This is a genomic window from Feifania hominis (assembly GCF_014384765.1).
GTDB classification, from domain to species: Bacteria; Bacillota; Clostridia; order Oscillospirales; family Feifaniaceae; genus Feifania; species Feifania hominis.
The window spans coordinates 38,578-64,640 of record NZ_JACRSP010000002.1; the positions used below are offsets into that span (position 1 = coordinate 38,578).

The window sequence follows — 26,063 nt, forward strand, 5'->3', positions numbered from 1 at the left end:
GGTAATGGTTATGCGTAAGAGACTTCTGGCAGCGGTGCTTGCCCTGTGTCTGATTCTGACGGCGGGGCTTGCGGCCCTGGCTGTCACCGACGAAGCAGGCCGCGCTGCCGGGTGGTTGCTTCGCACCTTTGACTCCGGAATCTACGACGAATCCGAGTGGGCCATCTTTGCCCTCGCCCGCGCGGGCCAGCTCCCCGACGAGCTGCGCGAGAGCTATGTCGCGAGAGTATCGCAGGAGCTGCGCGACAAACAGGGGGTCCTCACCCGCACAAAATACACCGAGTACTCCCGCCGTGTCATCGCCCTCACCGCGCTCGGCGCCGGGGTGGACGACGTCGGCGGCTACTCGCTACTCGACTGTCTCACCGACGCCGACAAGGTGTCAAAGCAGGGCATCAACGGCACTATCTTTGCACTGGTCGCCTTTGACAGCGCCGACTACCCGATTCCCGATACCGATGCCACCCATCCCGCCGCGCGGGAGTATCTCATCGATTTGATCCTCACGCGCGAGCTGCCGGGCGGCGGGTTCTCTCTCGGCGGCGAGCCGGATGCGGACGTCACCGCCATGGCTCTGAGCGCCCTTGCCCCCTATTGCCATCTGGAGCGTGTGCGGCAGGCTGTCGACCGCGGCGTCACGGTTCTCGCCTCTTTGAAGCTCCCCGGCGGCGGCTACGAATCCTATGGCGAGGCCAACTGTGAGAGCGCCGCGCAGGTTGTCATTGCGCTCGCCTCGCTCGGCATTGATCCGGAACTCGACGGGCGTTTTGCGGGAGTGCTCGATGCGCTGCTCGCCTTTCAGAACAGCGACGGCGGCTTTGCCCATCTCGCAGGCGGCCCGTCCAACCGCATGGCAACCGAACAGGCGCTCTGTGCACTCAGCGCTGTCGAGCGGCTGAGAAGCGGGAAAAACCGGCTCTATGATCTGACCGACGCCGTGCAGCCGTCAGTTCCCGTCTTCACCGACATCGACGGCCACTGGTGCGCCGGCCAGGTTGCCGCGACCGGCGGCTACGGCATCGTGCGCGAGGGTACCCTGTTTGAGCCCGACCGCACGGCGCTGCGCGGTGAGTGTGTCGGCGCTCTGTCAGAGAGTCTCGGCTGGCGGCTCCTCGAGCCGCTGTCAACGCCCGTGCTCTCCGACCTGGCGCCTGACCGGTGGTTCTGTCCCGGCGTCGCGGCTGCCGCCTCGCGCGGAGTGGTCAAGGGCCGGGAGGCCGGCCTCTTTGACGGCATGAGTCCCATCAGCCGTGAGGAGATGATGACCATTGTCGCCCGCGCCGCTGAGGCGTGCGGGCTCGAAACGGCAGCCGACCGCGCGGCTCTTGCAAAATTTCCCGATCGCGGCGCGCTTTCCGAATGGGCCGCAGAGGCGGCCGCATTCTGCGTGGAAAACGGGCTTGTCGGCGGCCGCGGGGACGATCTGGCGCCAAAGGGCCTGATCACCCGCGCCGAAGTTATCACCATTTTGAGCCGTCTGAACTCCCTGCTCGGTGAACGATAGGAGCGAAAACTTGAAAACACTCGTAACAAAAAGAAAATTTGCCGTGCTGCTCGCCGCGCTTGTTATTCTGGCGCTGCTCGCGGGCTGCTCGCCGGCCGTCCCCCCGCAGGAGACCGCTTCTCCGTCTGACTCTAATCCGGACGACCTGACGCCGCAGACGCACGAGCCGCCATCTTCCCCCACAGCCGCACCCGTGGAGGACCCCGGCGAGGATGCGCCGCTCTCCCCGGAGGAGCCCTCTGAACCGGAACCCGCTCCGGCGCCGCCGGAGCAGAAGCCGGACGAGCCCGAAAAAACAAGCGAGCCGGGCGAGACCAACAAGTCCGCCGTCTGTACCGTATCGATTCGCTGTGAGCGCGCCGTTGAGAGCGATGCGCTCGACGATGCCGTGCGCGAGCTGCTGCCGCAAGACGGCATCCTCCTGCATGCCTCCGAGATCCCCCTCGAGCAGGGTGACACCGTCTTCAGCGTGCTCAAGCGCGTGACCCGCCAGGAGAAAATTCATCTGGAATTCACCGATTCTCCCCTCTATCAGACAGCTTACATCGAGGGCATCGGCAACCTCTATGAGTTCGACTGCGGCGAGCGCTCGGGCTGGATGTACCGCGTAGACGGCGTCTTTCCGAGTGTCGGCTGCTCCTCTTTTGCGCTGACGGGCGGCGAGACGGTCGAGTGGGTCTACACCTGCGACCTCGGGCGCGACGTCGGCGCCGGCGAGGGGGGGGCTCTGTCTTGAGAGACGGCTTCGGCTCGTTTCACCCGGCGGTGAACTTCTGCTATTTTATCGCGGTCATCGCGCTGAGCATGTTCACCGTCCACCCAGTTCTGCTCGCTGTGTCCCTCGGCGCGGCGCTGCTCTACGGGGTGCTGCTCCAGGGGAGAGAGGCCCTGCGCTTTGCGCTTCGTGTGCTGCTGCCGATGTTTGTGCTCTGCGTCGCCGTCAATCCCCTGTTCAATCACCGGGGGGTCACCGTGCTCGGCTACTTTGCCGGCGGCAATCCGCTGACGCTCGAATCTCTGTGGTACGGCGCGGCGGCGGGCGGCATGCTCGTGTGCATCCTTATGTGGTTTCACTGCTACAATATCGTGATGACATCTGAGAAATTCATCCACCTGTTCGGCCGGGTGATTCCGGCGCTGTCGCTCGTCTTCTCCATGGTGCTGCGCTTTGTTCCCCGGTACCGCCGACAGATCGGCGAGATCGCGGCCGCCCGGCGCTGCATCGGCCGCGACGCCGGAAAAGGCCGGCTGATGGAACGAATCCGAAGCGGGCTGTCCATTGTCTCGATCATGACAACCTGGGCGCTCGAGCACTCCATTGAGACCGCCGACAGCATGCGCGCGCGCGGCTACGGGCTGCCCGGGCGCACCTCTTTCGGCCTGTGGCGTTTCACCCGGCGCGACGCGGCGCTGCTCGCGGGCATCGCCGTTCTCACCGCCGCCACCGCTGCCTGCATGTCCACAGGCCTGCTTTCAGCCCGCTATTTTCCCGCCATTCAAATTGGCGGCTCCGGGGTTTTCTCTCTGCTGGGCATGATCGGCTTTGCCCTGCTCTGTCTCATTCCCCCGGCTGCCGCCGTCCTTGAGGAGCTTCAATGGAACAGATCGCTTTCCAAAATCTGAGCTTTACCTATCCCGCCTCGCCGCGGCCCGCGCTCGATGGTGTCACCCTCTCCATCGAAGCGGGTGAGTTTGTCACGCTCTGCGGGGTGTCCGGCTGCGGAAAGTCGACGCTGCTGCGCCAGCTCAAGAGTGTGCTGACCCCACACGGGCAGCGCTCGGGTGAGGTTCTCTTTGAGGGGCTTGCGCTCACGGCCCTTGGGGCGCGGCGCGAGGCCGCCGAGATCGGCTATGTCATGCAGAATCCGGACAGTCAGATTGTCACGGACAAGGTCTGGCACGAGCTCGCTTTCGGCCTGGAAAGCCTCGGTCTTCCGCAGCAGACCATCCGTCTGCGCGTCGCGGAAATGGCGAGCTATTTCGGCATTGCCGACTGGTTCCACCGCGACGTCTCCACCCTCTCGGGCGGGCAGAAGCAGCTTCTCAATCTCGCGTCGGTCATGGCCATGAGCCCCTCGGTGCTGCTGCTCGACGAACCGACAAGCCAGCTCGACCCCATCGCCGCCGCCGACTTTCTGCAGACCGTGCGCCGTCTCAACCGCGAGCTCGGCGTCACCGTCCTGCTCACCGAACACCGCCTCGAGGAGGCCCTTCCCCTGTCGGACCGCGCCGTTGTGCTCGACGGCGGGCGTGTGCTCGCCGACGGCTCCCCGCGGGAGATCGGGGCCAGGCTCCGCGCGCTCGGTCACCCGATGTTTCGCTCCATGCCGGCGCCCATGCAGCTTTACGGTCTACTCAACGGCGTCGGTCCCGCGCCGCTGACCGTGCGCGAGGGGCGCGATTTTCTTCAGACTCTCCCTCTGGTCCCCGACGACACGGCCGCGCCGGATGAGCCCGCGGCACAGCCGGCCGCGCTCACCTTTGACGAAGTCTGGTTTCGCTACGAGCGCCACAGCGAAGACGTGCTCAAGGGGCTCAGTCTACGTGTGCCGGCGGGCCGCTGCTGCGCGATGGTCGGCGCAAACGGCGCGGGCAAATCGACCGCTCTCGCCCTTGCCATGGGGCTTCGCCGCCCGCTTCGCGGCCATGTGCAGACCACGCTTCGCACGGGCATGCTCCCCCAGAGCCCCGAGACGCTCTTTGCCAAAGGCACCGTGCACGAGGAGCTCGCCGAGATGACGGAGGACCCGGCCCGCATCGAAGAGATGATTTCTCTGTGTGAGCTCTCCTCTCTGCTCGACGCGCACCCCTACGACCTCTCGGGCGGAGAGCAGCAGCGCGCGGCCCTTGCGAAAGTTCTGCTCACCGAGCCGCAGCTTCTGCTTCTCGACGAGCCGACCAAGGGGATGGACGGCGCCTTTAAGGAGAAATTTGGCGCGCTGCTGCGCAGGCTCTGCGCGGGCGGTGTCACGGTTCTTCTCGTCTCGCACGATGTGGAGTTCTGCGCGCGCTATGCCGACTTCTGCGCGCTCTTTTTCGATGGGCAGATTGTCTCGTCGGGCACCCCCGCCTCGTTCTTCCCCGGCAACCACTTTTACACGACCGCGGCAAACCGCATGTGCCGCGGGCTCTTTCCCCACGCCATTACCGTTGAGGAGGTGTGTGCGCTGTGCAAAAAACAGCTCTGAGCAGACGGACGATCCTCTGCGCGCTTCTTATTTTTATCGCTATGCCTCTGACGCTCTGGTTCGGCGTGCGAGTGCTCGGCGACCGGCAGTACTATCTGATCAGCGTTCTGCTCCTGCTCTACACCATGGTTCCCTTTGCGCTTGTGTTTGAGCGGCGCAGGCCCCAGGCGCGCGAGCTGATGCTCATCGCCGTTCTCACCGCTCTCGCCGTGGCGGGGCGGGGCGCCTTTTTCATGGTGCCGAACTTCAAGCCGGTCGCCGCCATTGTCATTCTCGCCGGGGTGGGCCTCGGCCCCGAAAGCGGCTTTCTGGTGGGCGCCCTCTCGGGCTTTGTGTCAAACTTCTTTTTCGGACAGGGACCGTGGACGCCCTTTCAGATGTTCTGCTTTGGTATGATCGGTTTTCTCGCGGGGCTCCTCTGCCGCGCCGGATACCCCAAAAAGCCGCTTGCCCTCACGATCTACGGAGGCGTGGCCACCTTTTTTCTCTATGGCGGAATCATGGATCTGGTCAGTGTTTTGACCATCTATGGCACGCTGACAAAAAAGACCGTGCTTGCCGCCTATGCGGCGGGGGTGAGCTTCAACCTCATTCACGCGGCGGCGAGTGTCGTCTTTCTGCTTGTGCTGACCGGGCCCATTCTCACAAAGCTCGACCGGGTGAAAAAAAAGTACGGCCTGATGGAGTGACCCCGCGCCAATTTGCCGAAATTCACTGTTGCATTTGCCATTCAAATCATGTATAATAACATTCACCGAAAAAAAACGGAGACGTAGCTCAGCTGGTCAGAGCGCACGGTTCACATCCGTGAGGTCGTGGGTTCGAGCCCCTCCGTCTCCACCATTCAAAACACCCGCAAAGCCGCTTGGTTCTAGGCTTTTCGGGTGTTTTTCTGTCTTTGGCATTTTCAAAAAAAGGCCCTTTTTTCACCCCTTTTCAAGCAAAATAGGCGTCAAGATAGACGTCAAAAAATGTCTTTATCGCGCCATTCAAGTTTTTGAGAAAAAGCCTTTTATCTTGCGCAAGATTTGTTTTTGTGATATACTTTAGTCAGGGTGGGGAAGTTGTTGAAATTCAGATACAATCACCGAAAGGGGTTTATTATGGCAGGAAAAGCAGAATATAAAAACCAATGGCAGAAAGAGAACTACGACCGTGTAAATCTCACTATGCCAAAGGGCAAAAAAGCCATCATACAGGCTCAAGCCGACAGTGAGGGGAAAAGCCTCAACGGCTATATCAACGAGGCGATAGACGAGAAAATGGAGCGGGAGGAATAGATGAACCTCTATCAGACGATCGACGAATACAAGGCCAAAATTGACGCGCTGCGCCCCTTTGAGGGCGAGCTGCTCAATCAACTCAAAGACTACTACCGAATCGGTCTTACATGGTCAAGCAATGCTCTCGAGGGGAACACGCTGACCATCAGCGAAACAAAGGTTCTTCTTGAAGATGGTCTCACCGTCGGCGGGAAGCCACTGCGTGATACGTTCGAGACCATCGGTCATGGAAAGGCATATGACTTCATGTTTACTCTGCTTGGGAAGAGGGAGATCACCGAGGCTGACGCGCTCACCATGCACAGAATGTTCTATGCAGAGATTGAGCCGGACAAGGCCGGGCAATACCGTCGTATCCCCGTCTTTATCTCCGGGTCTCAATATGAGGTCAGCGCGGTTGATACCATCGAGCGCGAGATGAAAAATCTCTTTGAGTGGACAAACTCCGAGCGCGAACAATATCACCCGGTCGAGTTCGCCGCCCTGCTCCACAAGAAGTTTGTCTTCATCCATCCGTTCATAGATGGAAACGGAAGACTTGCCCGTCTGCTGATGAATACCGCGCTGATTCAGGACGGCTATATGCTCGCAGTCATCCCTCCGGTGCTTCGGCAGGAATATATCGCTCTATTGGAAAAGGCTCACACCGACGACAGACCATTCATTGAGTTCATCGCAGATCGGGTGATGGAATCCGAAAAGGACGTAATCCGGCTGCTCCATATCAAGTAAGCAAAAGGCCTCCGCGCATTGCGGGGGCTTTCTTCATCCCCTCCCCCCATCTGTGGAAGAGGGGCCAGTCATACAAAACCGAGTGTACCAGATAAAAAATACCCTGCAAGATCACGCGCTCGGGGTGTGGTTAAACTCAACTTTTTCACACTTTGGAATATCCCCCGCCACCCTACCGCCTGCGCGAGCCCTTTCGCCGCGGGGCGGCTCAAGGTTCGCTTCGGCTGTCGTCGGTGCAAGCGCCGCTCCCTCCGCCCGGCTGGCCACCGGGCATCCGTCTGCTCCGCTGCGCCTCCTCTTCCCCACCGAAACTACGGTTTCGGCGGGGGCTCCACGTTCTCTCGCTCGCGCTCCTGCGCTCGCCTCCTCGTCCTCGCCGTCGCCGCCCTCTCGGGCTGCGCCGTCTGCGGCGGGGTGCGTACTCGTCACATTTGCCCAGCTCGGCACGGGTGCTGCCTCGGCTCTGCCCCGCCGCTCCCTCCGCCCGGCTGGCCGCCGGGCTGCTTGGCGCTTACAAGCCCGCATTTCTCCGCCGTTCGCCTGTGACACACTCGCAGCTCCTCCGCTTCTGCCAACTTTTTATGGCCCGGATTAACCAGGATGATTTTATAAAAATCATCCTGTCTGTTTTTATACTGGGCGGGGCATTGTTTTCTACTACTTTTTATGTGGCTTTTACTCTGAATATATTGTATAATCTTTGTATATAGACTCACTGGCATGGAAAACAGAGGCCGACGCAATGAATTCCCTGACAGATCGGCTTTTGGTAAACATGGCGTCATTCCGTCTGTTTTCCCACACACGATGTTTCTCCTGCAATCTGGCACCCAAAAAATGAAAGAGGAAGGATGCTTTTATGAAAAAACGGCTTTTGAGTTTGGCGTTGGCCTTGTGCCTCTGCCTCGGTCTGCTCCCTGTTTCGGCCCTGGCGGCAGATGCGCCGCTGACCGAACCGCTGAGTTTTAAGAGCAGTACCGCGGACACATCCGGCGACGGGTACAGCTGGGACAAGGCCACCTGCACCCTGACCTTAGACGGACTGAATTTGCAGACGTCGAATGAAGAATGGGCCCTCGATCTTGGCAGCAATACCACCATCGTACTGGTGGATAACTCGGTCAATACCATAACCAACAGCAGCACGGGCAAGTTCTACGGCATCAAATGCGCCGGGAATCTGACCATCAAGGGCAGCGGCACACTGAATGTGGTCACGCAGACGCCGGAAGATTCCATGCCCTATGATATTTATGCCCTGAATTTATCAAAGTCTCTTGTCGTTGAGGAAGGGGTGACTCTGAACGTCACCGCTTCAAAAGCCGAATATAGCAGCAGGGGCATCTATTTGGGCGGCAGTCTGTTCCTAAACGGCGGCACGGTGACAGCCGTGGGCGGAGAGAGCACCAAAACCGACTTCCACAGAACCAATATCAGTGTCGGTGTGTATTCCTATGGCACATCCTCCCGAATCATCGTCAGCGGCGGGAGCCTCACCGCTACCGGAACGACCGTTCAAAACGGTAACAGCTACGGCGTTTACGGCGAAGACGGCATCATCGCAGATGCGGGCCGGGTGACCGCCTCCGGCGAGACGCAGGCTCTGGCATGGGGCTCCGACAGCGACCCCTTCGCCAAACCGGACAGCTCCGACTACTCCGATTTCAAAGCCGGTGACGACGCAGATACCGCCGTCACCGTTGAAAGCTATACCAACGAACCATATGTTTCTTTCACCGCAAGCTCCAACCACAGGCACACCCTCTGCGTCAATACGAATTCCCACGGGAAGGATACCTGCAGTCATGCGGAGGAGACCTGGATTGCCTGGAACCAAAGCGATGCCCTCCCCACCGGCGGCAATTATTTCCTGGCCACGGATGTGACGCTCACCAGTTCCAGCAAGGCCCACATCAACGACGCAACCCTCAACCTCTGCCTGAACGGCCACAGCATCACCTATACGACCGATGACTGGAACGGCTCGGATAACGCAAACGGCCCGATTAATGTCAATCAGGGCGGTACTCTCAATCTCAGCGACTGCCAGGCGGGCAGCGTAACCTATCGCTTCAGGGAGGACGGGATGCTCTGGGTGAAGGATGAGGCTGGCCCTTTTGTGGTCAACAGCGGCTACATCACCGGCAAACCCAATGCCGGCTTTGTCCATGTAAACGGCGGCACCTTCAACCTGTGGAACGGCGCGCTCATTAACAACACAAACGGTACAAGCACAGACGCAAAGGGCCTCAATCTGGAGAAAGGGACCGCCAACCTCTACGGCGGCCAGCTGTCCGGCAATAACGACACGGGTATTAAAGCCACCGGCGGGAATCTCAATCTCTACGGCGCGGTCATCAGCGACAACTATGTAAACGGCGCCCAAATCGGTAAGCCGGGGTCCACCGACCGCGTCACGGTTCTTCTCGCCGACAAGACGGTAATCCGGGATAACGATAGAGGCGGCATCCGTCTGTACGGATATGTGGACTTTACCATGACCGGCGGTTCAATCACAGGGAATGACGCGAGCACGGCCAGCCTCTACTGCGGCGGCGACAACACCATCACCATCACCGGCGGCGAAATCACCGGGAATATCCATGACCCCGGTAGTAGTCATGACTCGTCTTCCGGCGCCGGCGGCATCCAGCTGAAGGATGACGATGTGCTCACGATTTCCGGCGACGCCCTCTTCTCCGGAAATCACGATGAGGACGGCACCACGGCCTGCGACCTGAATTTCTACAATTATGACAGCTCGTTTGAGCCGGTTCGTATCGCGGGCCCGCTGGCCAAACCGGCCAGCCCCGCCGCAGTCTATGCCAATAAGCCAAAATACTTGCAGACCAGTGCCTTTACCTCCGGCTGGGCGACCCACATGGCAGACGCGGAGATTTCCGACTATTTTGTAAGCTATGACCCCACCTATACCATTGCGAAAAACGCGAGCGGAGAGCTGGTCTTCGCCATCAACCACACCCACAACTGGACCTACGCCGCAAACGGCGCCACCATCACGGCCACCTGCGGCAGTGCAAACTGTACGGCAACCGACACGAGCTTGACCATCAGCGCGCCCGCGCTGACCACTGTGGGCGGCGCGGAAAGCGCGGCGGCCACCCTTTCTGCCAGCACCTTAGCCGGCGCAAGTGTGAGTGCCAGCAGCATCAAGTATGCCCAAAAGAGCGGCGAGAGCTGGAGCGACCTGAATGCCGCTCCCACCGGCGTGGGAAACTATAAGGCCAGCATCACCGTGGGCGGCGCTACCGCCTCTGCGGAGTACACCATCTCCAAAGCGGCCTCCTCTGTGACCACTCCGCCTGCCGGGGTGAAAGACATGGTTTACAGTCAGACAGCCAAGACTCTGATCACCGCCGGCGTCGCCAGCGGCGGCACCATGCAGTACAGCCTGGACGGTACGAGCTGGAGCGAAGATCTCCCCACCGGCACGGACGCCGGGACGTATACCGTCTGGTACAAGGTCGTGGGGGACGCCGACCACGCGGATACAGCACCCGCCTCGGTCTCCGCCGTCATTGCCCAGGCGGATGCCGGGACGATGGGCAGCATTGAGGTCATGGACATCACGGGCAGCAGTGCCGCGGTGCGTGTGGCAGAGGCCGACTGGGCAAAGGCCCTCGAATACAGCATCGACGGCGGGAACACATGGAAAGCGGTGAGCGTTTCCGACGGCAAATTTACCGTCACTGGTTTGACGAAAGCCACCGAGTACACCATCCAGGTCCGGGAACAGGAAAGTAAGAATTATAAGGCCTCGGCCTCTGTGAGCGACACGTTCACGACCCTCAACGTCACCACCGTTCTCGTGACCTACGACGGCAACGGGGACGGTGATTCTGTAACCGGCGTTCCGGCGGCGCAGAGCAAAACCTTTGACGGGACTGGCGGGGCTTACTTCACCATCGCCTCCCCCGAGAGTATGACCCGGGAGGGCTATACGTTCCTGAAGTGGAACAACAAGAAAGAATACCCCAGCGGTGATCCCTATAAGGTGGGACACGACACCTGGATTCAAAGCGACATCACCCTCTACGCCATCTGGGGTAAGAACGTGCTGGAGGTCACCGCCCCCGACGGAACGACGACCCGATACCCCACTCTGAGCATGGCCTTTGAAAAGGCCCCGAGCGGCAGCACCATCAAGGTGCTCGAGAGCTATACCGATGTGGAGGGAATGGCCGGCCTGTTTGTCGAAAGCGAGGACCCGGCGCAGCACAAGACACTCACGCTTGATTTAAACGGAAAAACCGTGGAGGCTTTCCTCTCGCTGGGCAACGGCAGCCTGACCCTGAAAGACGAAGCCGGCGGCGGCCGACTGAGCGGATATATCCAGCAGAGGGGCGGCCGGCTGACCGTCGAGGGCGGCACCTACGGCGGGCTGATGACCTACGCCTACTCCACCGTGGATGACCATACGCCCACCGCCCTTTCGCAGCTGTCCTTGAAGGGCGGCACATTCCTGGGGGCTGATATGCTGGGCGACGGCGCCAACTACGGCATTTTGGTCCTCTCCGATGCCGGCGAAGACGAGGCCGAGGCCTTTCTCACCGGCGCGGTCGCCGATGGAAAGCGGCTTGACAGAGAGATCATGTTGAAGAGCGAGTCCGCCGGTGAGGAAGAGTCGTATTATTACGCTTACGCAGAGGGGCCCGTCCATATCTTTGATCAAGGTGAGCACGTCATCACCGGCGATGTGGAGGACAGCAGTCACACTCCGGCCGCCGGTGTGGCCGTCGCTCTGAAACAGGGCGGAAAAACCATTGCCGAAACCACCACCGACGCCGAGGGCAAATATACCTTCTACGCGCCCGCCGGATTCTACAACATCGTGGCCACCCAGGGGGATAAGATCATGACCGTTTTGATCGAGGTGAAGACCGGGGATCTGGCTGTGGATACGATCACTCTGCCCGGCGACGATGTGAATTCCGAGTTGGTAATCAGCGGCACCACTACCCCAGCTGTGGTGGTGGGCGGCCTGGAAAGGGTGGCTCAGGCGGTCAAGGACGAAAGTGCGGCAACCTCTGTCACTGTCACCATGACGGTGGAGAGCCGGACCGAGGATACCGCTGAAAACGCCGATGCCATCAAGGCGGCCGCCCCTGGTAAAACTCTGAATTATCTCGACATCAAGATTGAGAAAAAGCTCGACAACGGCGACCCGCAGGCAATAAGCGACACCGGCAATACGGTTATGGAGATTGTGGTACCCTTTGACTTCGCCGGGAAACGCACAGACAGTGTGACAGTCTACCGCTATCATGGTACACAGGCCGAAGCCCTGACAGCGAGTGACACCCGGGCCGGCGGAACGTTCCGGCTGGATGTCGCCAACGGCCGCATTCACATTTATGCCAGTAAATTTTCCACCTACGCCATCGGCTATACCGCGTCCTCTACCTCTTCTGATGGCAGCGGCACGATCACCCATGCCATTGCCGTTAAGAGTGTCGAACACGGAACGGTCAAAACCAGCCATATCCGAGCTTCCAGCGGTCAAATCATCGCTGTAACACCCACACCGGATGAGGGATATGCCCCGGTCTGCGTCACTGTGACCGACAGCCTCGGCAATGAGCTTAAGCTCACCCGTCAGGACGATGGGAGCTACACCTTTACCATGCCCGCGCGAAGCGTCACCGTGGCGGTGGTCTTCGCCCTGGAGAGCGATTACACAACCTGTCCCCGTGACAGCAGCTGCCCCATGGCGGACTATGTAGATGCCGACCCCCATGCCTGGTACCACGACGGCATCCATTTCTGTCTGGAGCACGGTCTGATGCACGGCTATGGAGAGGGACGCTTTGCCCCCGACGACACCCTGACTCGTGCCATGCTGGTTCAGATCCTTTACAATAAGGAGGGCAACCCGGCCGTGAGCGATGCGTTCACGTTCCAGGATGTTTTGCAGCATACATGGTATGCGGATGCTGTCCGCTGGGCGTCAGCCAGCGGCGTGGTGACCGGATACAGCGCCGAAGCTTTTGGCCCGGAGGATGCGATCACCCGTGAGCAGCTTGCCACCATGCTCTGGAGGTATGCGGGAAAGCCTGCGGAAGATGCGGAAATAACTTTCCTTGATGCCGATCAGATCAGCGCCTGGGCATTGGATGCCATGCGCTGGGCTGTAAGAGAGGGAATCATGGAGGGCAAAGGCAACGGCATTCTCGACCCGACAGGCAGAGCTACCCGCGCCGAGACAGCTCAGATGCTCAAAAACTTTATGGAAAAGTAACCCGATACACAGAAGCGGCAAAAAAGCGGACTGTCTGCCCATGTTAGGGCACACAGTCCGCTTTTCTGTACTTCCAGCCCCGCTCGACACAGCGGCGGCCGGGCAAACACAAGTTTTTGACACAGACGCAAAAGTGTAAATTGACAGATGTTTTGGAATCTGCTTTAATAGAACTGTAATTATTTGTCATATCTGCGGCATTTTACAGAGAAAGTGAGAGGATTTCATGGCCAATTATATTCTCAGCTGCTGTTCAACGGCTGATCTTTCAAAAGAGCATTTTGAAAATAGAGACATCCACTACATCTGCTTTCACTACGAGCTTGATGGCAAACAGTATCCCGACGATCTCGGACAGACCATGCCCTTTAAGGAGTTTTACCGCGCCATGGCAAACGGCGCCGAGACTAGGACCTCCCAGGTGAACGTGGAGGAGTTTGTCGACTACTTCACGCCCTTTCTGGAACAGGGAAAGGACATTTTGCATGTCACCCTCTCCTCTGGTATCTCGGGTGTGCTCAACTCCGCCAATGCCGCGAGAGACGAACTGCTTGAGAAGTATCCCGACCGCAAAATTTACATCGTCGACTCGCTCGGCGCCTCTTCGGGCTACGGTCTGTTGATGGACCGGCTTGCCGATCTGCGCGACGAGGGCATGGAGCTTGACGAGCTTTACGCCTGGGCGCTGGAGCACCGGCTCCACCTGCACCACTGGTTCTTCTCCACCGATCTGACTTTCTATGTCAAAGGCGGGCGCATCACCAAGGCCGCCGGCTGGTTCGGCACGGTTCTCTCCATCTGCCCGCTGCTCAATATGGACAATCTGGGCCGTCTGATTCCGCGCAGTAAAATCCGCGGCAAAAAGCAGGTGATCAAAGAGATTGTCAACCGCATGGAGCAGCACGCGAAAGACGGGCTCAACTACAGCGGCAAGTGCTATATCTCAAACTCCGACTGTTACGAGGACGCCCGCGCAGTCGCAGACCTCGTCGAAGCCCGATTCAAAAAGCTCAACGGCCCGGTCGTGATCAACAGCGTGGGCACCACAATCGGCAGCCACACCGGCCCCGGCACCGTCGCCCTCTTCTTCTGGGGCGATGAGCGCACCGAATAAAACCAGTAAAAGCGGCCCGTCAAAGACAGGCCGCTTTTGTTTCGAGCACGGCGGCCGCGCGATGTCGTTTTAAGCGAGGCTGTCCGCTCTATTTGCGCAATTTCGCGCAAAACCTATACTATAATAATTTGACAAAACTTTCGGGTTGCAGCCCGGTGTCTTTTGCAACGTTTCAACATCTGCTCTCGTCTAATCAATTGGGAAAGCAAGTAACAAATGGAGGGTTTTTTATGAAGCGGTTTCTGTCCTGCGCACTCAGTCTGATACTTTTGGTGTCGCTGCTTGCCGGTGTGCCGGCGCTGCCCGTCTACGCCGATGATATTCTGGAGGGCGGCGACCTGGTTTTGAGTGAAGTTTCTCACTCCTCTGCAAAAACCGAGGTGGACGCCTCCCAGTCGGTCGAACTGACGCTGACGGTAGGCTACACGTTTCAGGGAACGGTCGATCTCGTTCAGGGAATATCCATCCACTACGATAAGGCAAAATATCCCCATGCCATTGCGCAGTTTCCCGACGGCTCCGTTGCCGAGGTCGGCGGTGCAGCCGTCAGAATGAGGGTGGTCTACCAGAAAAAAGACGACAACAATCTCTATTGGACTGACTATACCATCCGCGTGATTCGCGCCGAGCAGAGTACCGCCACATTCACCGGCTCCATCAAGAAGAGCCTGACCGCGCCGGCGAGTGTCACCATCACGGCGGATGAATTCACCTCCCGCTACCAGAAGAACGATGAGGGAGAGCTCTATAGCCTTGTCATTGAGGGTGTCAACCCCTCTTTCGGTACTCTGAAGTACGGCGGGCGAAACTACGAATACGGCACGAGCTTTCGCCTCGCCGATCTCAAGAGCAGCCCTCTGACTTTCACTGCATCCGACGGCGGCGACGTCTCCTATCTTGTCAGCGGCTACACCAGGGAGGAGCCCGAAAAGCCGGTCGGCACCATTATTTTGCAAATTGTGGCAAGCGCTGCTTCGACCGAGAACATTACACTTCAGACCAAGTACGATACTCCCGTCTCCCTGACGGCCGCTCCCTTTGAAACCGTCTGCAAAAAAGTGCTCGACGAAGAACTGAGCCATGTGATGTTCACTCTGCCCTCCACGAGCTATGGAAAGCTCTACACTGGCTATACCAGCGCCGCAAAACCGGGCACCGCGGTGGCTGAGGACCGGGAGTATTACCGCGGCAAGTCGCCGGAACTCTCGAGTGTGAGCTTCGTTCCGAAGAGCGGCTACTCCGGCACTGTCACCATCAACTACACCGGCGTGGGAGTGGAGGGACACTCGTTCACCGGCAAACTTCTCATCGAAGTCTCCAAGCGCAGTCAGACGATTGTCTCCTACGCCACCAATGACAAGACGCCTCAGACTTTCTCCAGTACTGATTTTAACACTGTCTGTTCCTATGAAAAGGGCAAGACTCTCTCCCATGTGGTCTTTACGCTTCCATCCTCGAGTTACGGAAAACTCTACTATAGCTACTCCTCGCCCTCAGACACCGGTACGGCGGTGAGCAACAAGACCAAATATTATCGCAGCGGCTCCCCTAACCTGTCGGATATCACCTTCGTTCCCAAAGAGGGGTACAGTGGAACCGTGTTGATCTCCTACACCGGCTATGATGTCGACGGCGGCAGCTACAGCGGTCAGGTTGAGATAGTCGTCTCCAAAACGGAGGAACAGACGCTCAGTTACTATATGGAGCAGGGTGGAGTTTTGACTCTATCCTCCGACGATCTCAACAGCGCCAGCAAGAGCGCAACCGGTTCCAATCTCTCCTATGTGAAGTTCACACTCCCCTCCTCCAGCTACGGCAAGCTCTACTATGACTATTCCGTCAACGGCAATTACGACTCGGCGGTCTCCTCGAGCACCAAATACTACCGCAGCTCTTCGCCCTACCTCTCTGCGGTGAGCTTTGTGCCGAAGAGCACGTTTACCGGAAGCGTCACGCTCACCTATACCGGAACCAGTACCGGCGGTTACTCTTTCACCGGAAAAATAAAAGTCTATGTCGGTAAGCCCGTAAAATATCAGACCGGCAGCGGCTCCAGCGTCGCCTTTGACAGCGCCGACTTCAACGCTGCCTGTAAAAACGCAACCGGGCGGACGTTGAATTATGTCAAATTCACTCTGCCATCGAAGAGCAGCGGTACGCTTTACTATGATTTCACTTCCCTCTCACAGTACGGCTCAAAAGTCTCTTCAAGCACCAAGTACTACCGCAGCTCTTCCCCCTATCTCTCCTCGGTCAGTTTTGTGCCGGCCGAAGGGTACAGCGGCACAGTGAGCATCTCCTACACCGGCTACGACAGCGAGGGATACAGCTTCACCGGAAAAGTCGCCGTAGAGGTGACGCAGCCGCGCGACAGTTCCCGCTATTTTAGGGATGTCACCAAAAGTCACAAGTGGGCGGTAGAAGCCATTGACAATCTCTATGAGGAAAAAATTGTCGGCGGTGTCGGCGACAGCACGTTTCAGCCTCAGAGCAACATCACCCGCGGCGACTTTATTTTGATGCTCAGCCGGGCCTTTGACTTTAAGGGCACCAGTTCCAATCCGTTTCGAGATGTTCCGAGAAACAGCTACTACTACGATGCCATCACCGCAGCCAAAGTGCTCGGCATCGCCCAGGGCTCCGACGGCTACTTCCGCCCGGGTGACCCGCTCACCCGCGAGGACGCCATGGTTCTCGTCATGCGAACGCTTGACACCTATGATCGCTCACTGACCAAGGGCAGTTACTCAAATTTGTCTGGCTTTGTGGATCGGTCTGACATCTCCTCCTACGCGATGGAATCGGTCGCGACGCTGGTTCGCGCCGAACTTATCCAGGGCGACGGCGACACCATCAATCCCAAGGGGCGTATGACCCGCGCCGAGATGGCTGTGCTTCTCTACCGGGTTATCAAATACTGAGCTGATTCAAAGGAAAGCGGCGCATCCGATCGGATGCGCCGCTTTTGTTTATCCTCTAGAGTACAATGCTGGAACTGTGCCCGATCCAGGTGCAGTTTCTCGCAGCCCCCAGCACCCTGCCCACAACACGAAATTCGTCGTCTTCACCGACAGTGATCTTTCTCTTTCCATTGAGGGAAACAATCCTGACCGACCTGCCCTTTCTCTGGTAACGCCCGACATAGCCCTCGCGCTGAAGCAGGAATACGCCGAGCTGGCCATTTGTCAGCTCCCCCTCTTTTACAGCCAGAAGCGTCCCCTTCGGGTAGAGCGGCTCGAGGTCCTGGCTGACGAGCTTGATTAGAAAGTCAGCCTGCGCAGTTGCGGCGTTGCGTTCTATCTCATAGAGATCGACACAGACCGCGTCAACATAGATGCCGCTGTGGCCATTGGCAACAGGAATATAGCAAAAAAGCTGTCTTTTCTCCTCACTGCGCTGTGTACCGCGGCAAAAATCGTAGCCGTCCAAAAGCAGCTCCAGCGACCGCTTCCCCGACTCCGACAGCGCCCGGATCCGGCGCAGCAGCTGCACTTCGTCGGCGCTGACTGCCACGGTTCCGACGCCCCGCGAGACGACAACCTGCTCGCAGACTGTGTCAATCGTGTCGTCAATGAGATAGCGCACTGTTACACCCAGGGCATTGGCAAGGTTGGTCAGCGTCCTTGTCGCCGGATTTCGGATTGCGCCGCAGAGCAGTTTGTTGAGCGTGCCCACCGGAACGCCGGAGATGGCCGACAATTCCGCTGTTGTCAGATGGTGTTTTCGTTTGAGATAAACCAATTTTTCCGCGAGTGCCACTGTTCTCGTGTTCCTCCCTGTCGAATTATCTACTCAGATAACCACAAGCGGTAAAATTTGCCTCAAATTTGCTACATTTTGTCAGATCATCTTGACTTTGGCGATAAAATACATCATATTGTATGTATGCGGTCAAGATTCAACAAGATCTACAGTTGATTCTGACTGCATGAAAACCGCTTGCGCATAGGATGCTATGCAGGCGGAGATTTATGAAGTGGAAGGAGTGTGTGGAAGATGGCATGTACCTATCGCGTGTACCTGGATAGAACCGTCGCGCCGCCCATGTTCGGCATCGAGTCGACAAAGGGCATTCGTTCGCGCCGGCTCTCTACGGATTACCGCGCTGTGTATCAGCTTGCGCAGCAGTGCAACATACACGGGCTCTCCCCCATCCATCTTTACGATGTGGTGGAGGATTTCTGCAGGAAGTAACGGGACTTTTCGGAGGGAAAAAGCAAAGATAGGGATTCATAAAAGAGCCGCGTTAACACGCGGCTCTTTTATTGCACTCTAAGCCTTGGCAATCGACCGCATACAAGCTCTGATCTGCTCCTCATCCGGCATCGCGGGAATGGCTCCCTTTCTGGTTGTGGTGAGGGAGCCCGCCGCGTTGGCAAAGTCCAGAATCTGCAGAAGCTCCTGCTCTCCCGGAATCCCGGCCCCTGTCAGCCGGCTGAGAAACGCACCCCAAAAGGCATCGCCCGCACCGGTGGTATCAATCGCTTTGACATCGTAGGTGCGGCTCTCATAGAATGCGCCGCCCGCAAGGCACAGACAGCCCTGCGCCGCAAGTGTCACCGTCAGGATCTTTGTGTCACACTGCTGTGCAAGCTGCCGCATCGCAGCCTCCCCCTCGCCGCCGGTGAGAAAGACAAGTTCCTCTCCCGACAGCTTGACCACGTCCGCCAGAGCCATTCCCTGCAGGATGCTCTCTTTCGCCTGCTCCAGACTCCCCCAGAGCGGTTCGCGGAGATTGGGGTCAAAGGAGACCACGGCGCCCGCCTCACGCGCCCGCTGCGCTGCGGCAAGAGTCGCGCCGCGCGATGGCTCTGCCGTCATGGAGACCGAACCAAAGTGGAAGATGCGCGTGGTTTCGATCAGCTTCCAGTCGATCTCCTCCGGCCGGAGCATCACGTCCGCCGTACGCTCGCGGTAAAAGGAAAAGTCGCGGTTTCCATCCTCATCCAGCGTCACCATGGCAAGTGTCGTCGGGTGCTCTTTCGTGAAGACCACACCGCCGGTTCCGACACCCGCCTGTTTCAGAGCCCGGTTTAAAAAATGGCCAAATCCATCGTCTCCCAGCTTGCCGATGAACGCGGTGTGCCGTCCGAGGCGAGATGCCGCCGCAAGAACATTTGCCGGCGCGCCGCCCGGATTTCCCTCCAAAAACAGTTTTTCTCCCTGCGCAGTGGAGATAAAATCCACCAGACACTCTCCCAGCGCAACAATATCGTATGTCTTCTCCATAAATCCTCCGCCTTTGTCGTCACCCTCCCGGGCAACAGGGGTAAAATGCTAAAGATATCATAGGGGAATTTACAGGTCTTGTCAATCCGAAAGCCAATGCGAAACAAGGGTGTTACATTTTGTCCCCTGACAGTGAAAAGGGCCGTGGAGTATCCCCCACAGCCCTTTCATCATCTTCTGAAATCCCGCAGTTCCCCGGTTTTCTCTCGGTGAATGAGAAAGCCTGTCCGGTCGAATTCATAGCGAAACAGGCGGCTCGTCCCACCGAAAGTAAACGAGGAGGTCATCGGCGAAAAGGAGACATCGGCAATGCTCTCCACCTCCCAGACCATGCTCCCGCCATCCGACTCGGTAAGTTCTGCGCCGACCGATCCCCTGACCGAGTAGAATTCGACCGGCTGGCCGCTCGCCGAATCACAGACGAGAAGAACTGCCGTGTAGTGCTCGCGCAGAAGCGGCGTCAGTTCATCCGGCGCAATCGCCCCACCCCTCTGCTCAAAGATGTACTCGACGAGTGAATTCAGGCCCTCGCGATCCTCTCCCGTCTTCGGCACCGCGTAGGCGCTCAGGTAGATTTTTCCGCCGAACGGCAGCATGTCTCGAATCACATACTGCGCGTCATCCGCTGTGTAGGTAAAAGAATCCACAGCGGATCCGTCGGCGTCAAGGCGCATCAGAATGTCGCGCGAGAAACTTCTCAACTGTACGAGATAGCCGTCGTTTAGCCTGACGGCTGCACCAATGCCATAGAGCCCGACTTGCTGTTTTTCAAATTGCAGACAATTTCCGCTGTAGTCGTATCTTGTAAAACAGAGCTGCTCGAGATCTCCTCTGCCAAAGACGACAATTCCGCTCTCGTCACAGAGTGCCTGCGAATAGGTCTCTCTGTGAAACCCATTGTCGGGCGAGATGTCCCACAGAACCGTGCCGTCCGCGTCAATGAGTGCAAGCCGGCCGAAATCCCTCTGCTCGGATGACCAGCTGCTGCTCTCGCCAAAGACCACAACATACTCTCCGGCGGCGGCGGTTCCGCTGATGACAAAATCGCGAAGCTCGGCGCTCCACAGCTCGGTATCCCCCTCCCACTTTGTCAGCGTGGTGTATGCAAGCCTCTCAAAACCGAGCGTGGAATCCATTTGATAGTGATACTCCCACCGCATGTCGCTCTGAGTGGTCTGCGCGGCCAGGAGATCGCCGCTGTTTTTGTAGTTCCAAATCTCCTCGAGATCCTGTGGTGTCGGTTCCTGCTGAAAGATCTCGTAACCGCTTACGCTGCGTGCGAGTACATCCGCCGTTTTCCCATAGGTAAAAGCTCCCGTTTTGATGTCGCGATAAACCCGTTTGAGTTCCTCTCTGGTGAGTCCCTGTGAAGACAGGTCGTTTTGTTCGAAGAAAGCCACTGCCGTGTTGTACTCTCTCGCCTCTGCCACGACGGCGATGCCGGCGGCCCCGGCGATCACAAGCACAGCGGCAGCGCAGACCGCCGCGAATCTGCGGTGTGCCGGTCTTCGAGGCGCGGTTCCTGCGGGCCGCGCCTGCGGCTGATAAAAGCGCAGCATTGCCTCCCGGTCCGGCAGGGGGAGTCTGTCGAGCTGCTCAAGTGTGTGTCTGATCTCTCTCTTATTCATACGGCGCCTCCCGTCTCACATTCGATTTTCAGCTTTTTGAGCGCACGCTGGTACTTTTTCTGTGCGTTTGCCACCGTCAGCCCCATCACCTGAGATATCTCGCGGTAGGACAGGCCCGCGTACAGGCGAAACACCACGATCTGACGTGCCTCCAGATCAAGACGGCCGAGCAGCTCGAACACCTCGAGGCACGACCGGTCGACACCGCCGTCCGCTGCCAATTCTTCTGCCGCCTCAAGCGGTGCCAGCGGTTTTCTCTTTCTGACGGCGTCAACAGCCAGATGGCGGGCTATGGTGAGAATCCAGGCCCTGGCGTTGCTGCCCGGACGATAGGTCGGCGCATACTTTACCGTCTCAATGAGCGTATCCTGCAAAACATCCTGCGCATCCTGCTCATTTTCCACAATGGCGTAGGCAATGGAGTAGATCAGCCTTGCCATGTGGTCGTATAGGACGCCGAGCGCCTGACTGCTTCCGGCGGCAAGTTCCACTACCGCCCGGTCACAGATTCTGACAAGTTCCATCCGGTGCATGTCAGCCCCCCTTTCGTTCTCCGTCTATAGAGCGTCTGAGCCCCGCAGTTTCGGACAGCACTCCCTGCCTTTTTTTCAGTGTATCACAAAAAAACGGGAGCGCGGAATCCTCCGCGCTCCCCGCTGTTGAATTGTCAGATTTCCGTGCGCCAGAAGCCGTGCAGGTTGCAGTAGGCGTAGGCGGCGATGGGAACATCCCCCTCGGGGACAACAAAGTCGGCAACCGGCTCCTCGTCCGGCTTGAGATCCACGCGCTGGCCGCCGCGTTCGGTCTCAAGATAGACAAAGCCGATGCTGTGCTCCGGCGTCATAGGGTGAAAGACTTCGCCGACCTCAACACGGATGGCGTTTTTGTACCGCCGCACCACAGGCAGGTGCTTCTCGTGGGCAGCCTCGGTGTCATTGGACTGCAGACGGCGCAGATTCAGCCCGCCATTTTGCAGCACCTCGCCGTGTCCGCCGCAGATCACCTGTACAATTGTCCCCGCCTCGGGGTCGGTATAAAAGCTCGGTTCTTTTTTCATGGACAACCCTCCTTGCCGATAGTATCTGCAAAAGAGCCTTTTTTATAACGAAGCCAGTTTCATAAAACGGTGCGACTGGCTGCTCTAGGGAATCTGCTCCAGCCAGAGCCGGTAGAAATAGACTGCCAGCGTCAGCGCTGCCACGGCCGCGCATCCCCGGTAAAGATACGGGCGCAGCTTTGAAAACAGACGCGCGTGTACGGCCAAAAACACTGCTGTAAGCAGCGGAATCGTCATGGGATGAAGTTGAACGGAGAGGGCGAATTGTCCTCTCAAAAGGGCAAAAATTGAGCGGGACATGCCACAGAGCGGGCAGGGAATCCCCGCAAACCGCCGCAGCGGACACGCAAGTCTGCCTGAAAGGTAGAGCGCCAATACGGCGCTCAACACCACAGACAGAAAAATGTGAAAAAGGATCGCCTGCTTTCTGCTCAGAGGCCTCATGTCTCTCCTCTCCGGGCGCCGCATGCTCTACGGCTGTATTTTCTTCCGACAGGCATCAAAGTCAATGCCGAGCTCCTGCGCGACATGCAGCAGCTTTTGAGCGGTCTTTTCGTGTATGAGAACACCGTGCGCACGGTTGTATTCGGCCGCGCGCTGCTCTTTCTCTCCGTGGGTGTAAATCGGCACGGCCGGGTCGGCCCGCTCGGCCGTGCGCAACGTGTGGAGATAGTCCGACAGATGTGCCTCCATCTGCGCAGGCTCTCCGAACATTCCATAGTCCATGGCCACAAAAAATTCGCTGTTGCGGTCCACCCAGGGGTCCAGGCGGCGAATGAGATTGCTCGTATCGCCCCCCGCGAGAATGCCTGAGAGGATTTCCACCATGAGGCCCAGTCCATACCCCTTGTGGCCTCCAAAGGTCTCACCCTCTCCGCCGAGCGGCAGAATTCCGCCGGTCTTTTTCGAGTTGATACAGGCCCGTACGGTCGGCGCATCGGTACAGACACGGCCGTCTGCTCCCACAGCCCAGCCCCGCTCGAGATCTCTGCCGTCGCGCGAGTAGAGCGAAACTTTGCCGGCCGGTATGACAGTCGTCGCCATGTCGAGCAGAAAGACATAGGGCTCGGCATACATGCCGAACGCAATCGGATTTGTTCCAAGCAGCGCCTGACGGCTGTTTGTGCCGACCATAATCCCCTCGGTATTTGTGACCGAGAATCCGATCAGATGCTCTCGAATGGCCATGAGCGGATAGTAGCCCGCAAAGCCGTAGTGATTGGAATTGCGCAGACTGACGATTCCAACGCCGCTCTCTTTCGCCTTGCGGATGGCAAGCTCCATACACCACACGGCAAGTGCGTGGCCGATTCCCTCATGCCCGTCAACCAGAGCCGAGACCGGTGTCTCCCGCAGAATTTCCGGCTGCGCCGCCGGATGGATGCGCCCGTGGCGAACTGCCTCATAATAGTCGGGAACGCGCTCAACGCCGTGGGTGAAGATATCAAAGAGATCGGCTGTCACAATGACCTCAGCGGCGCGCCCGGCGTCCTGCCGCCGGGCACCCAGTCTGCAAAATACCTCTTCGACAAACTGTGTCACGCTCTCATGGGGATATCTGTTCTCCATACCGCTCGCCTCCAAAGGGCCTTTTGACCCGGATTTGAGCTCAGCGTAGCATGCTGCCGCTCCCCACGTCAACACCGGCAAGTCCGGCGTGTTAAAACATTTTTTTGAAACGTCGACGGCCGTCGACGTTTCGCCCCCACTGTGTGTTTTCCGGTAACCGCAGTGCGCCTATTGCATACTCTACTCCGGGTTATCGACGCTCTTTCGGGCCATGATTGCCGCGCGCTCCTTTTCGAGCTCCTCGGCGAGCGCAGAAAAGCTCCAACTCTGGTTTGTCGCCGTCACAACGGCCTTGAGCGGAATTTTCACACCGGTGGTGCGCAGCGCATCCAGCGCCCGGTCAACCGCCTTGCCGGAAAAACCCGAAAAGAGAAGCACTGCCGAGGCAAGCGGGACATTCTCGGCCGGCTGCGGCGGCTGAAAACCCGCAAAGCCCGCAAGCGTCCCCACCTGCCAGTGCAGCCGGTCGCAGCCGACTTCCAGTACCTGTGCCTCCTGTTCGCGCAGTATGTTCTCCACCGTCGAAAAATCCTGCGCCGTAAGGCCGTGAATCAGCGCGATCGGCTCGGGTCTTTTCACATGTGCTCTCATTGCTGTCTCCCCTTTTTCATCGATGCATCCAGTATATCACAGTTTATCGCATACAAAACAGAGTTTCAAAACACAATCTGATAAATGGAGGGATCACCTTGCGACAACCCCCACTTTTTACACTTTGTTAAAATTCCGCCGGAAACAAACTTTGTTCCCATTCGTCTAAAGATACAGTACATAAAATACCGAACCGGCGCATAGAGTGGAGCGGGCGGACAGGCCCGCCACCATTTACCCAAAGAGAGTGAGTACATTGGATTACGAAAAAAAGCCAAACAGCGGCACATCCGCTCTCAAAGAGGACATCCGCGAGATCAACGGCAACTGGGATTCCGTCTGGAACGAACTGCACCGTGAAATCGCGGAACTTCAGCGCGCCCAAAATCTCCCCGAGGATCCCCGCCCCACCGCGATCTACCACGTGGGCAGTATTCCGCCGCGCCGCGGGGCCCAGGTGATTCGCCTGCGCCCCGCTCAGAGCGCCCCGGCGCGAGACGCCGGTCCATCGGCCGCTGTGGCGCAGCCGGTTGAACTGCCAAAGCCCGTGGCAGCAGCGGCAGCTGTGAGCAAAACACCTGCGCCGCCGGTCTGTTCCGCTGAGGTACAGCACGCTGCCGCGGCAGAGGCGAAGCCCGTCAGGAATAACGGGCCAAAGCCGTCCGCTCTCCCGTCCCGCTCTCCCGCGCAGGCGCAGACACGCCCCGGGGCGCCGGTGAAAAAGAGCAGCCGGGTCCGCCGGCGGCTCACCAAGCTCGCCGTCGCCGCGGCAGTTCTGGTGGTTCTCTACTGCATCGCCGTCTTCTCGGACATTCCCTTTATCAAAAAGTGGCGTACCATTTACATTGAGACTGCCATGAGCACACTTTCCCATCACTGGCTTGCCACCGCTTTCATTCCGCGCAGTGTCATCGAAGAGGCAATGGCCGGCCTTGAAAACACCGAGCAGCTGCAAGACGGCGCGGCGAGCGATTGGAACGGAACATTCCCCTCTGTGGCAGACGCAAAACCCTGGGCCAAAGAGCAGAAAAAGTTCTTCGCCAACTATCCGATGATCGATCAGGACAGCTTCAACGCCTATGTTGCTGCTCACCCCGACGAGGTGCTGGATGCCGACGGCTATCTGATGATTGACAAGGCTGGAATCGGCGACGGCGGCACCACGATTCGCACCACCGCCGGCGATCAGGTGCTCGCCATCGACACCCGCAACGGAATCGTCATTGTGCAGGTCGAGGGCGAGGGCTATGTCGGAAAGCTCGCCATCGTCAAAGATCCCTCCACGGTCAGCCTGGCCCCGAGTCCCACGCTCGGCGAGAGAGGCACCATCCTCTCCAAGCTCGCCGAGCAAAACGACGCGGTACTCGGCATCAACGCCAGCGGCTTTCTCGATCCGAACGGACGCGGCAACGGCGGCACTCCCTACGGACTCGTTCTCTCAGACGGTGAGATTCTCAATCAGCCCGCCGGCGGCAGCTACAAGGTCATCGGCTTTGACAAAAAGAACCGGCTGAACATCGGAACCTACTCCGATCTGTCGCAGTTTCGCGACGCAGTCGAATTCAAACCGGCACTTGTCATCAACGGCGAAAAAATGGTCGAGGGTTCCGCCGGCTGGGGGCTTCACCCCCGCTCGGCCATCGGCCAGACAGAGACCGGCGAAGTGCTCATGTTGATCATCGACGGCCGCCAGCCGGGCTATTCCATTGGCTGTACTGTTGAGGATTGCGCCGACATCATGCTGCGCTACGACGCGGTGCAGGCCTGCAACCTCGACGGCGGCTCTTCGAGCATCATGTACTACAACGGCCGCAAGATCACAAAGCCCTCTGCGGGCGACAAGGAAAACGGCCGAACTCTGCCAAACGCCTTTCTGGTCAGCCGCCAGTGAGAAAAAGAGGGCTGGAAA

The 26,063-nt window shown here is 58.4% G+C and carries 20 protein-coding genes and 1 tRNA gene; 13 read left to right on the forward strand and 8 right to left on the reverse strand.

What is annotated here, in order from left to right; genetic code table 11:
• The first annotated feature begins 10 nt into the window (after positions 1–10).
• The 11 genes from H8695_RS03690 to H8695_RS03740 all read left to right on the forward strand — a co-directional run bounded on the left by H8695_RS03690 (position 11) and on the right by H8695_RS03740 (position 17,001).
• Entirely contained in the window at positions 11–1,504 is a 1,494-nt protein-coding gene (locus H8695_RS03690; protein ID WP_249299539.1) for an S-layer homology domain-containing protein, read from the forward strand.
• Positions 1,505–1,514: 10 nt separating this feature from the next.
• The gene (locus H8695_RS03695) at positions 1,515–2,240 is read left to right on the forward strand and encodes a DUF4430 domain-containing protein (protein WP_249299540.1); all 726 of its coding nucleotides are present in this window, start codon (positions 1,515–1,517) and stop codon (positions 2,238–2,240) included.
• Positions 2,237–3,127 (forward strand): energy-coupling factor transporter transmembrane component T, encoded by an 891-nt coding sequence (locus H8695_RS03700; RefSeq protein ID WP_249299541.1) that lies wholly within the window; start codon positions 2,237–2,239, stop codon positions 3,125–3,127. Before H8695_RS03695 ends, H8695_RS03700 begins: the two co-directional genes overlap by 4 nt.
• Positions 3,100–4,692: an ABC transporter ATP-binding protein gene (locus tag H8695_RS03705; RefSeq protein WP_249299542.1), complete on the forward strand. Its 1,593-nt coding sequence runs from the start codon at positions 3,100–3,102 to the stop codon at positions 4,690–4,692. The genes H8695_RS03700 and H8695_RS03705 overlap by 28 nt, the downstream gene beginning before the upstream one ends.
• Entirely contained in the window at positions 4,674–5,381 is a 708-nt protein-coding gene (locus tag H8695_RS03710; RefSeq protein ID WP_249299543.1) for an ECF transporter S component, read from the forward strand. The genes H8695_RS03705 and H8695_RS03710 overlap by 19 nt, the downstream gene beginning before the upstream one ends.
• 77 nt (positions 5,382–5,458) lie before the next feature.
• A tRNA-Val gene (locus H8695_RS03715) sits at positions 5,459–5,535 on the forward strand.
• A 260-nt stretch (positions 5,536–5,795) separates the two neighbouring features.
• Entirely contained in the window at positions 5,796–5,972 is a 177-nt protein-coding gene (locus tag H8695_RS03720; RefSeq protein ID WP_249299544.1) for a hypothetical protein, read from the forward strand.
• Positions 5,973–6,707 carry a Fic family protein gene (locus tag H8695_RS03725; RefSeq protein WP_249299545.1) on the forward strand — a complete coding sequence of 245 codons (735 nt, stop codon included), beginning with the start codon at positions 5,973–5,975 and terminating at the stop codon, positions 6,705–6,707. It begins immediately after the preceding gene.
• Between the two features lie 880 nt (positions 6,708–7,587).
• Positions 7,588–12,966 carry an S-layer homology domain-containing protein gene (locus tag H8695_RS03730; protein ID WP_249299546.1) on the forward strand — a complete coding sequence of 1,793 codons (5,379 nt, stop codon included), beginning with the start codon at positions 7,588–7,590 and terminating at the stop codon, positions 12,964–12,966.
• 226 nt (positions 12,967–13,192) lie between these two features.
• Positions 13,193–14,080 (forward strand): DegV family protein, encoded by an 888-nt coding sequence (locus H8695_RS03735; RefSeq protein ID WP_249299547.1) that lies wholly within the window; start codon positions 13,193–13,195, stop codon positions 14,078–14,080.
• A 230-nt stretch (positions 14,081–14,310) separates the two neighbouring features.
• Positions 14,311–17,001, forward strand: a complete 2,691-nt coding sequence (locus H8695_RS03740) for an S-layer homology domain-containing protein (protein ID WP_249299548.1) — start codon at positions 14,311–14,313, stop codon at positions 16,999–17,001.
• Positions 17,002–17,056: 55 nt separating this feature from the next.
• Here H8695_RS03740 and H8695_RS03745 read toward each other — a convergent pair whose 3' ends face one another.
• The gene (locus H8695_RS03745) at positions 17,057–17,821 is read right to left on the reverse strand and encodes a helix-turn-helix domain-containing protein (protein WP_249299549.1); all 765 of its coding nucleotides are present in this window, start codon (positions 17,819–17,821) and stop codon (positions 17,057–17,059) included.
• 255 nt (positions 17,822–18,076) lie between these two features.
• On the opposite strand from H8695_RS03745, the gene H8695_RS03750 reads away from it, so the two are divergent.
• Positions 18,077–18,274, forward strand: coding sequence for a DUF6514 family protein (locus H8695_RS03750; RefSeq protein WP_249299550.1), 198 nt, complete (start codon positions 18,077–18,079; stop codon positions 18,272–18,274).
• Between the two features lie 78 nt (positions 18,275–18,352).
• On the opposite strand, the gene H8695_RS03755 is transcribed toward H8695_RS03750, so the two are convergent.
• The 7 genes from H8695_RS03755 to H8695_RS03785 form a co-directional block, all read right to left on the reverse strand.
• Positions 18,353–19,309 carry a PfkB family carbohydrate kinase gene (locus H8695_RS03755; RefSeq protein WP_249299551.1) on the reverse strand — a complete coding sequence of 319 codons (957 nt, stop codon included), beginning with the start codon at positions 19,307–19,309 and terminating at the stop codon, positions 18,353–18,355.
• A gap of 170 nt (positions 19,310–19,479) precedes the next feature.
• Positions 19,480–20,937 carry a hypothetical protein gene (locus H8695_RS03760; protein ID WP_249299552.1) on the reverse strand — a complete coding sequence of 486 codons (1,458 nt, stop codon included), beginning with the start codon at positions 20,935–20,937 and terminating at the stop codon, positions 19,480–19,482.
• Positions 20,934–21,470, reverse strand: coding sequence for an RNA polymerase sigma factor (locus H8695_RS03765; protein ID WP_249299553.1), 537 nt, complete (start codon positions 21,468–21,470; stop codon positions 20,934–20,936). Before H8695_RS03765 ends, H8695_RS03760 begins: the two co-directional genes overlap by 4 nt.
• A gap of 134 nt (positions 21,471–21,604) precedes the next feature.
• On the reverse strand, positions 21,605–21,994 hold the full coding sequence (locus H8695_RS03770; protein WP_249299554.1) for a desulfoferrodoxin family protein: 390 nt from the start codon (positions 21,992–21,994) through the stop codon (positions 21,605–21,607).
• 84 nt (positions 21,995–22,078) lie between these two features.
• A complete protein-coding gene (locus H8695_RS11585) occupies positions 22,079–22,462 on the reverse strand; it encodes a DUF2752 domain-containing protein (protein WP_346726794.1) in 384 nt (127 codons plus the stop codon).
• 3 nt (positions 22,463–22,465) lie between these two features.
• Positions 22,466–23,563, reverse strand: a complete 1,098-nt coding sequence (locus H8695_RS03780) for an Ldh family oxidoreductase (RefSeq protein WP_249299556.1) — start codon at positions 23,561–23,563, stop codon at positions 22,466–22,468.
• A 180-nt stretch (positions 23,564–23,743) separates the two neighbouring features.
• Positions 23,744–24,154 (reverse strand): DUF3783 domain-containing protein, encoded by a 411-nt coding sequence (locus H8695_RS03785; RefSeq protein WP_249299557.1) that lies wholly within the window; start codon positions 24,152–24,154, stop codon positions 23,744–23,746.
• A gap of 256 nt (positions 24,155–24,410) precedes the next feature.
• Here H8695_RS03785 and H8695_RS03790 point away from each other — a divergent pair, with 256 nt between their 5' ends.
• On the forward strand, positions 24,411–26,045 hold the full coding sequence (locus tag H8695_RS03790) for a phosphodiester glycosidase family protein (protein ID WP_249299558.1): 1,635 nt from the start codon (positions 24,411–24,413) through the stop codon (positions 26,043–26,045).
• Positions 26,046–26,063: the final 18 nt, after the last annotated feature.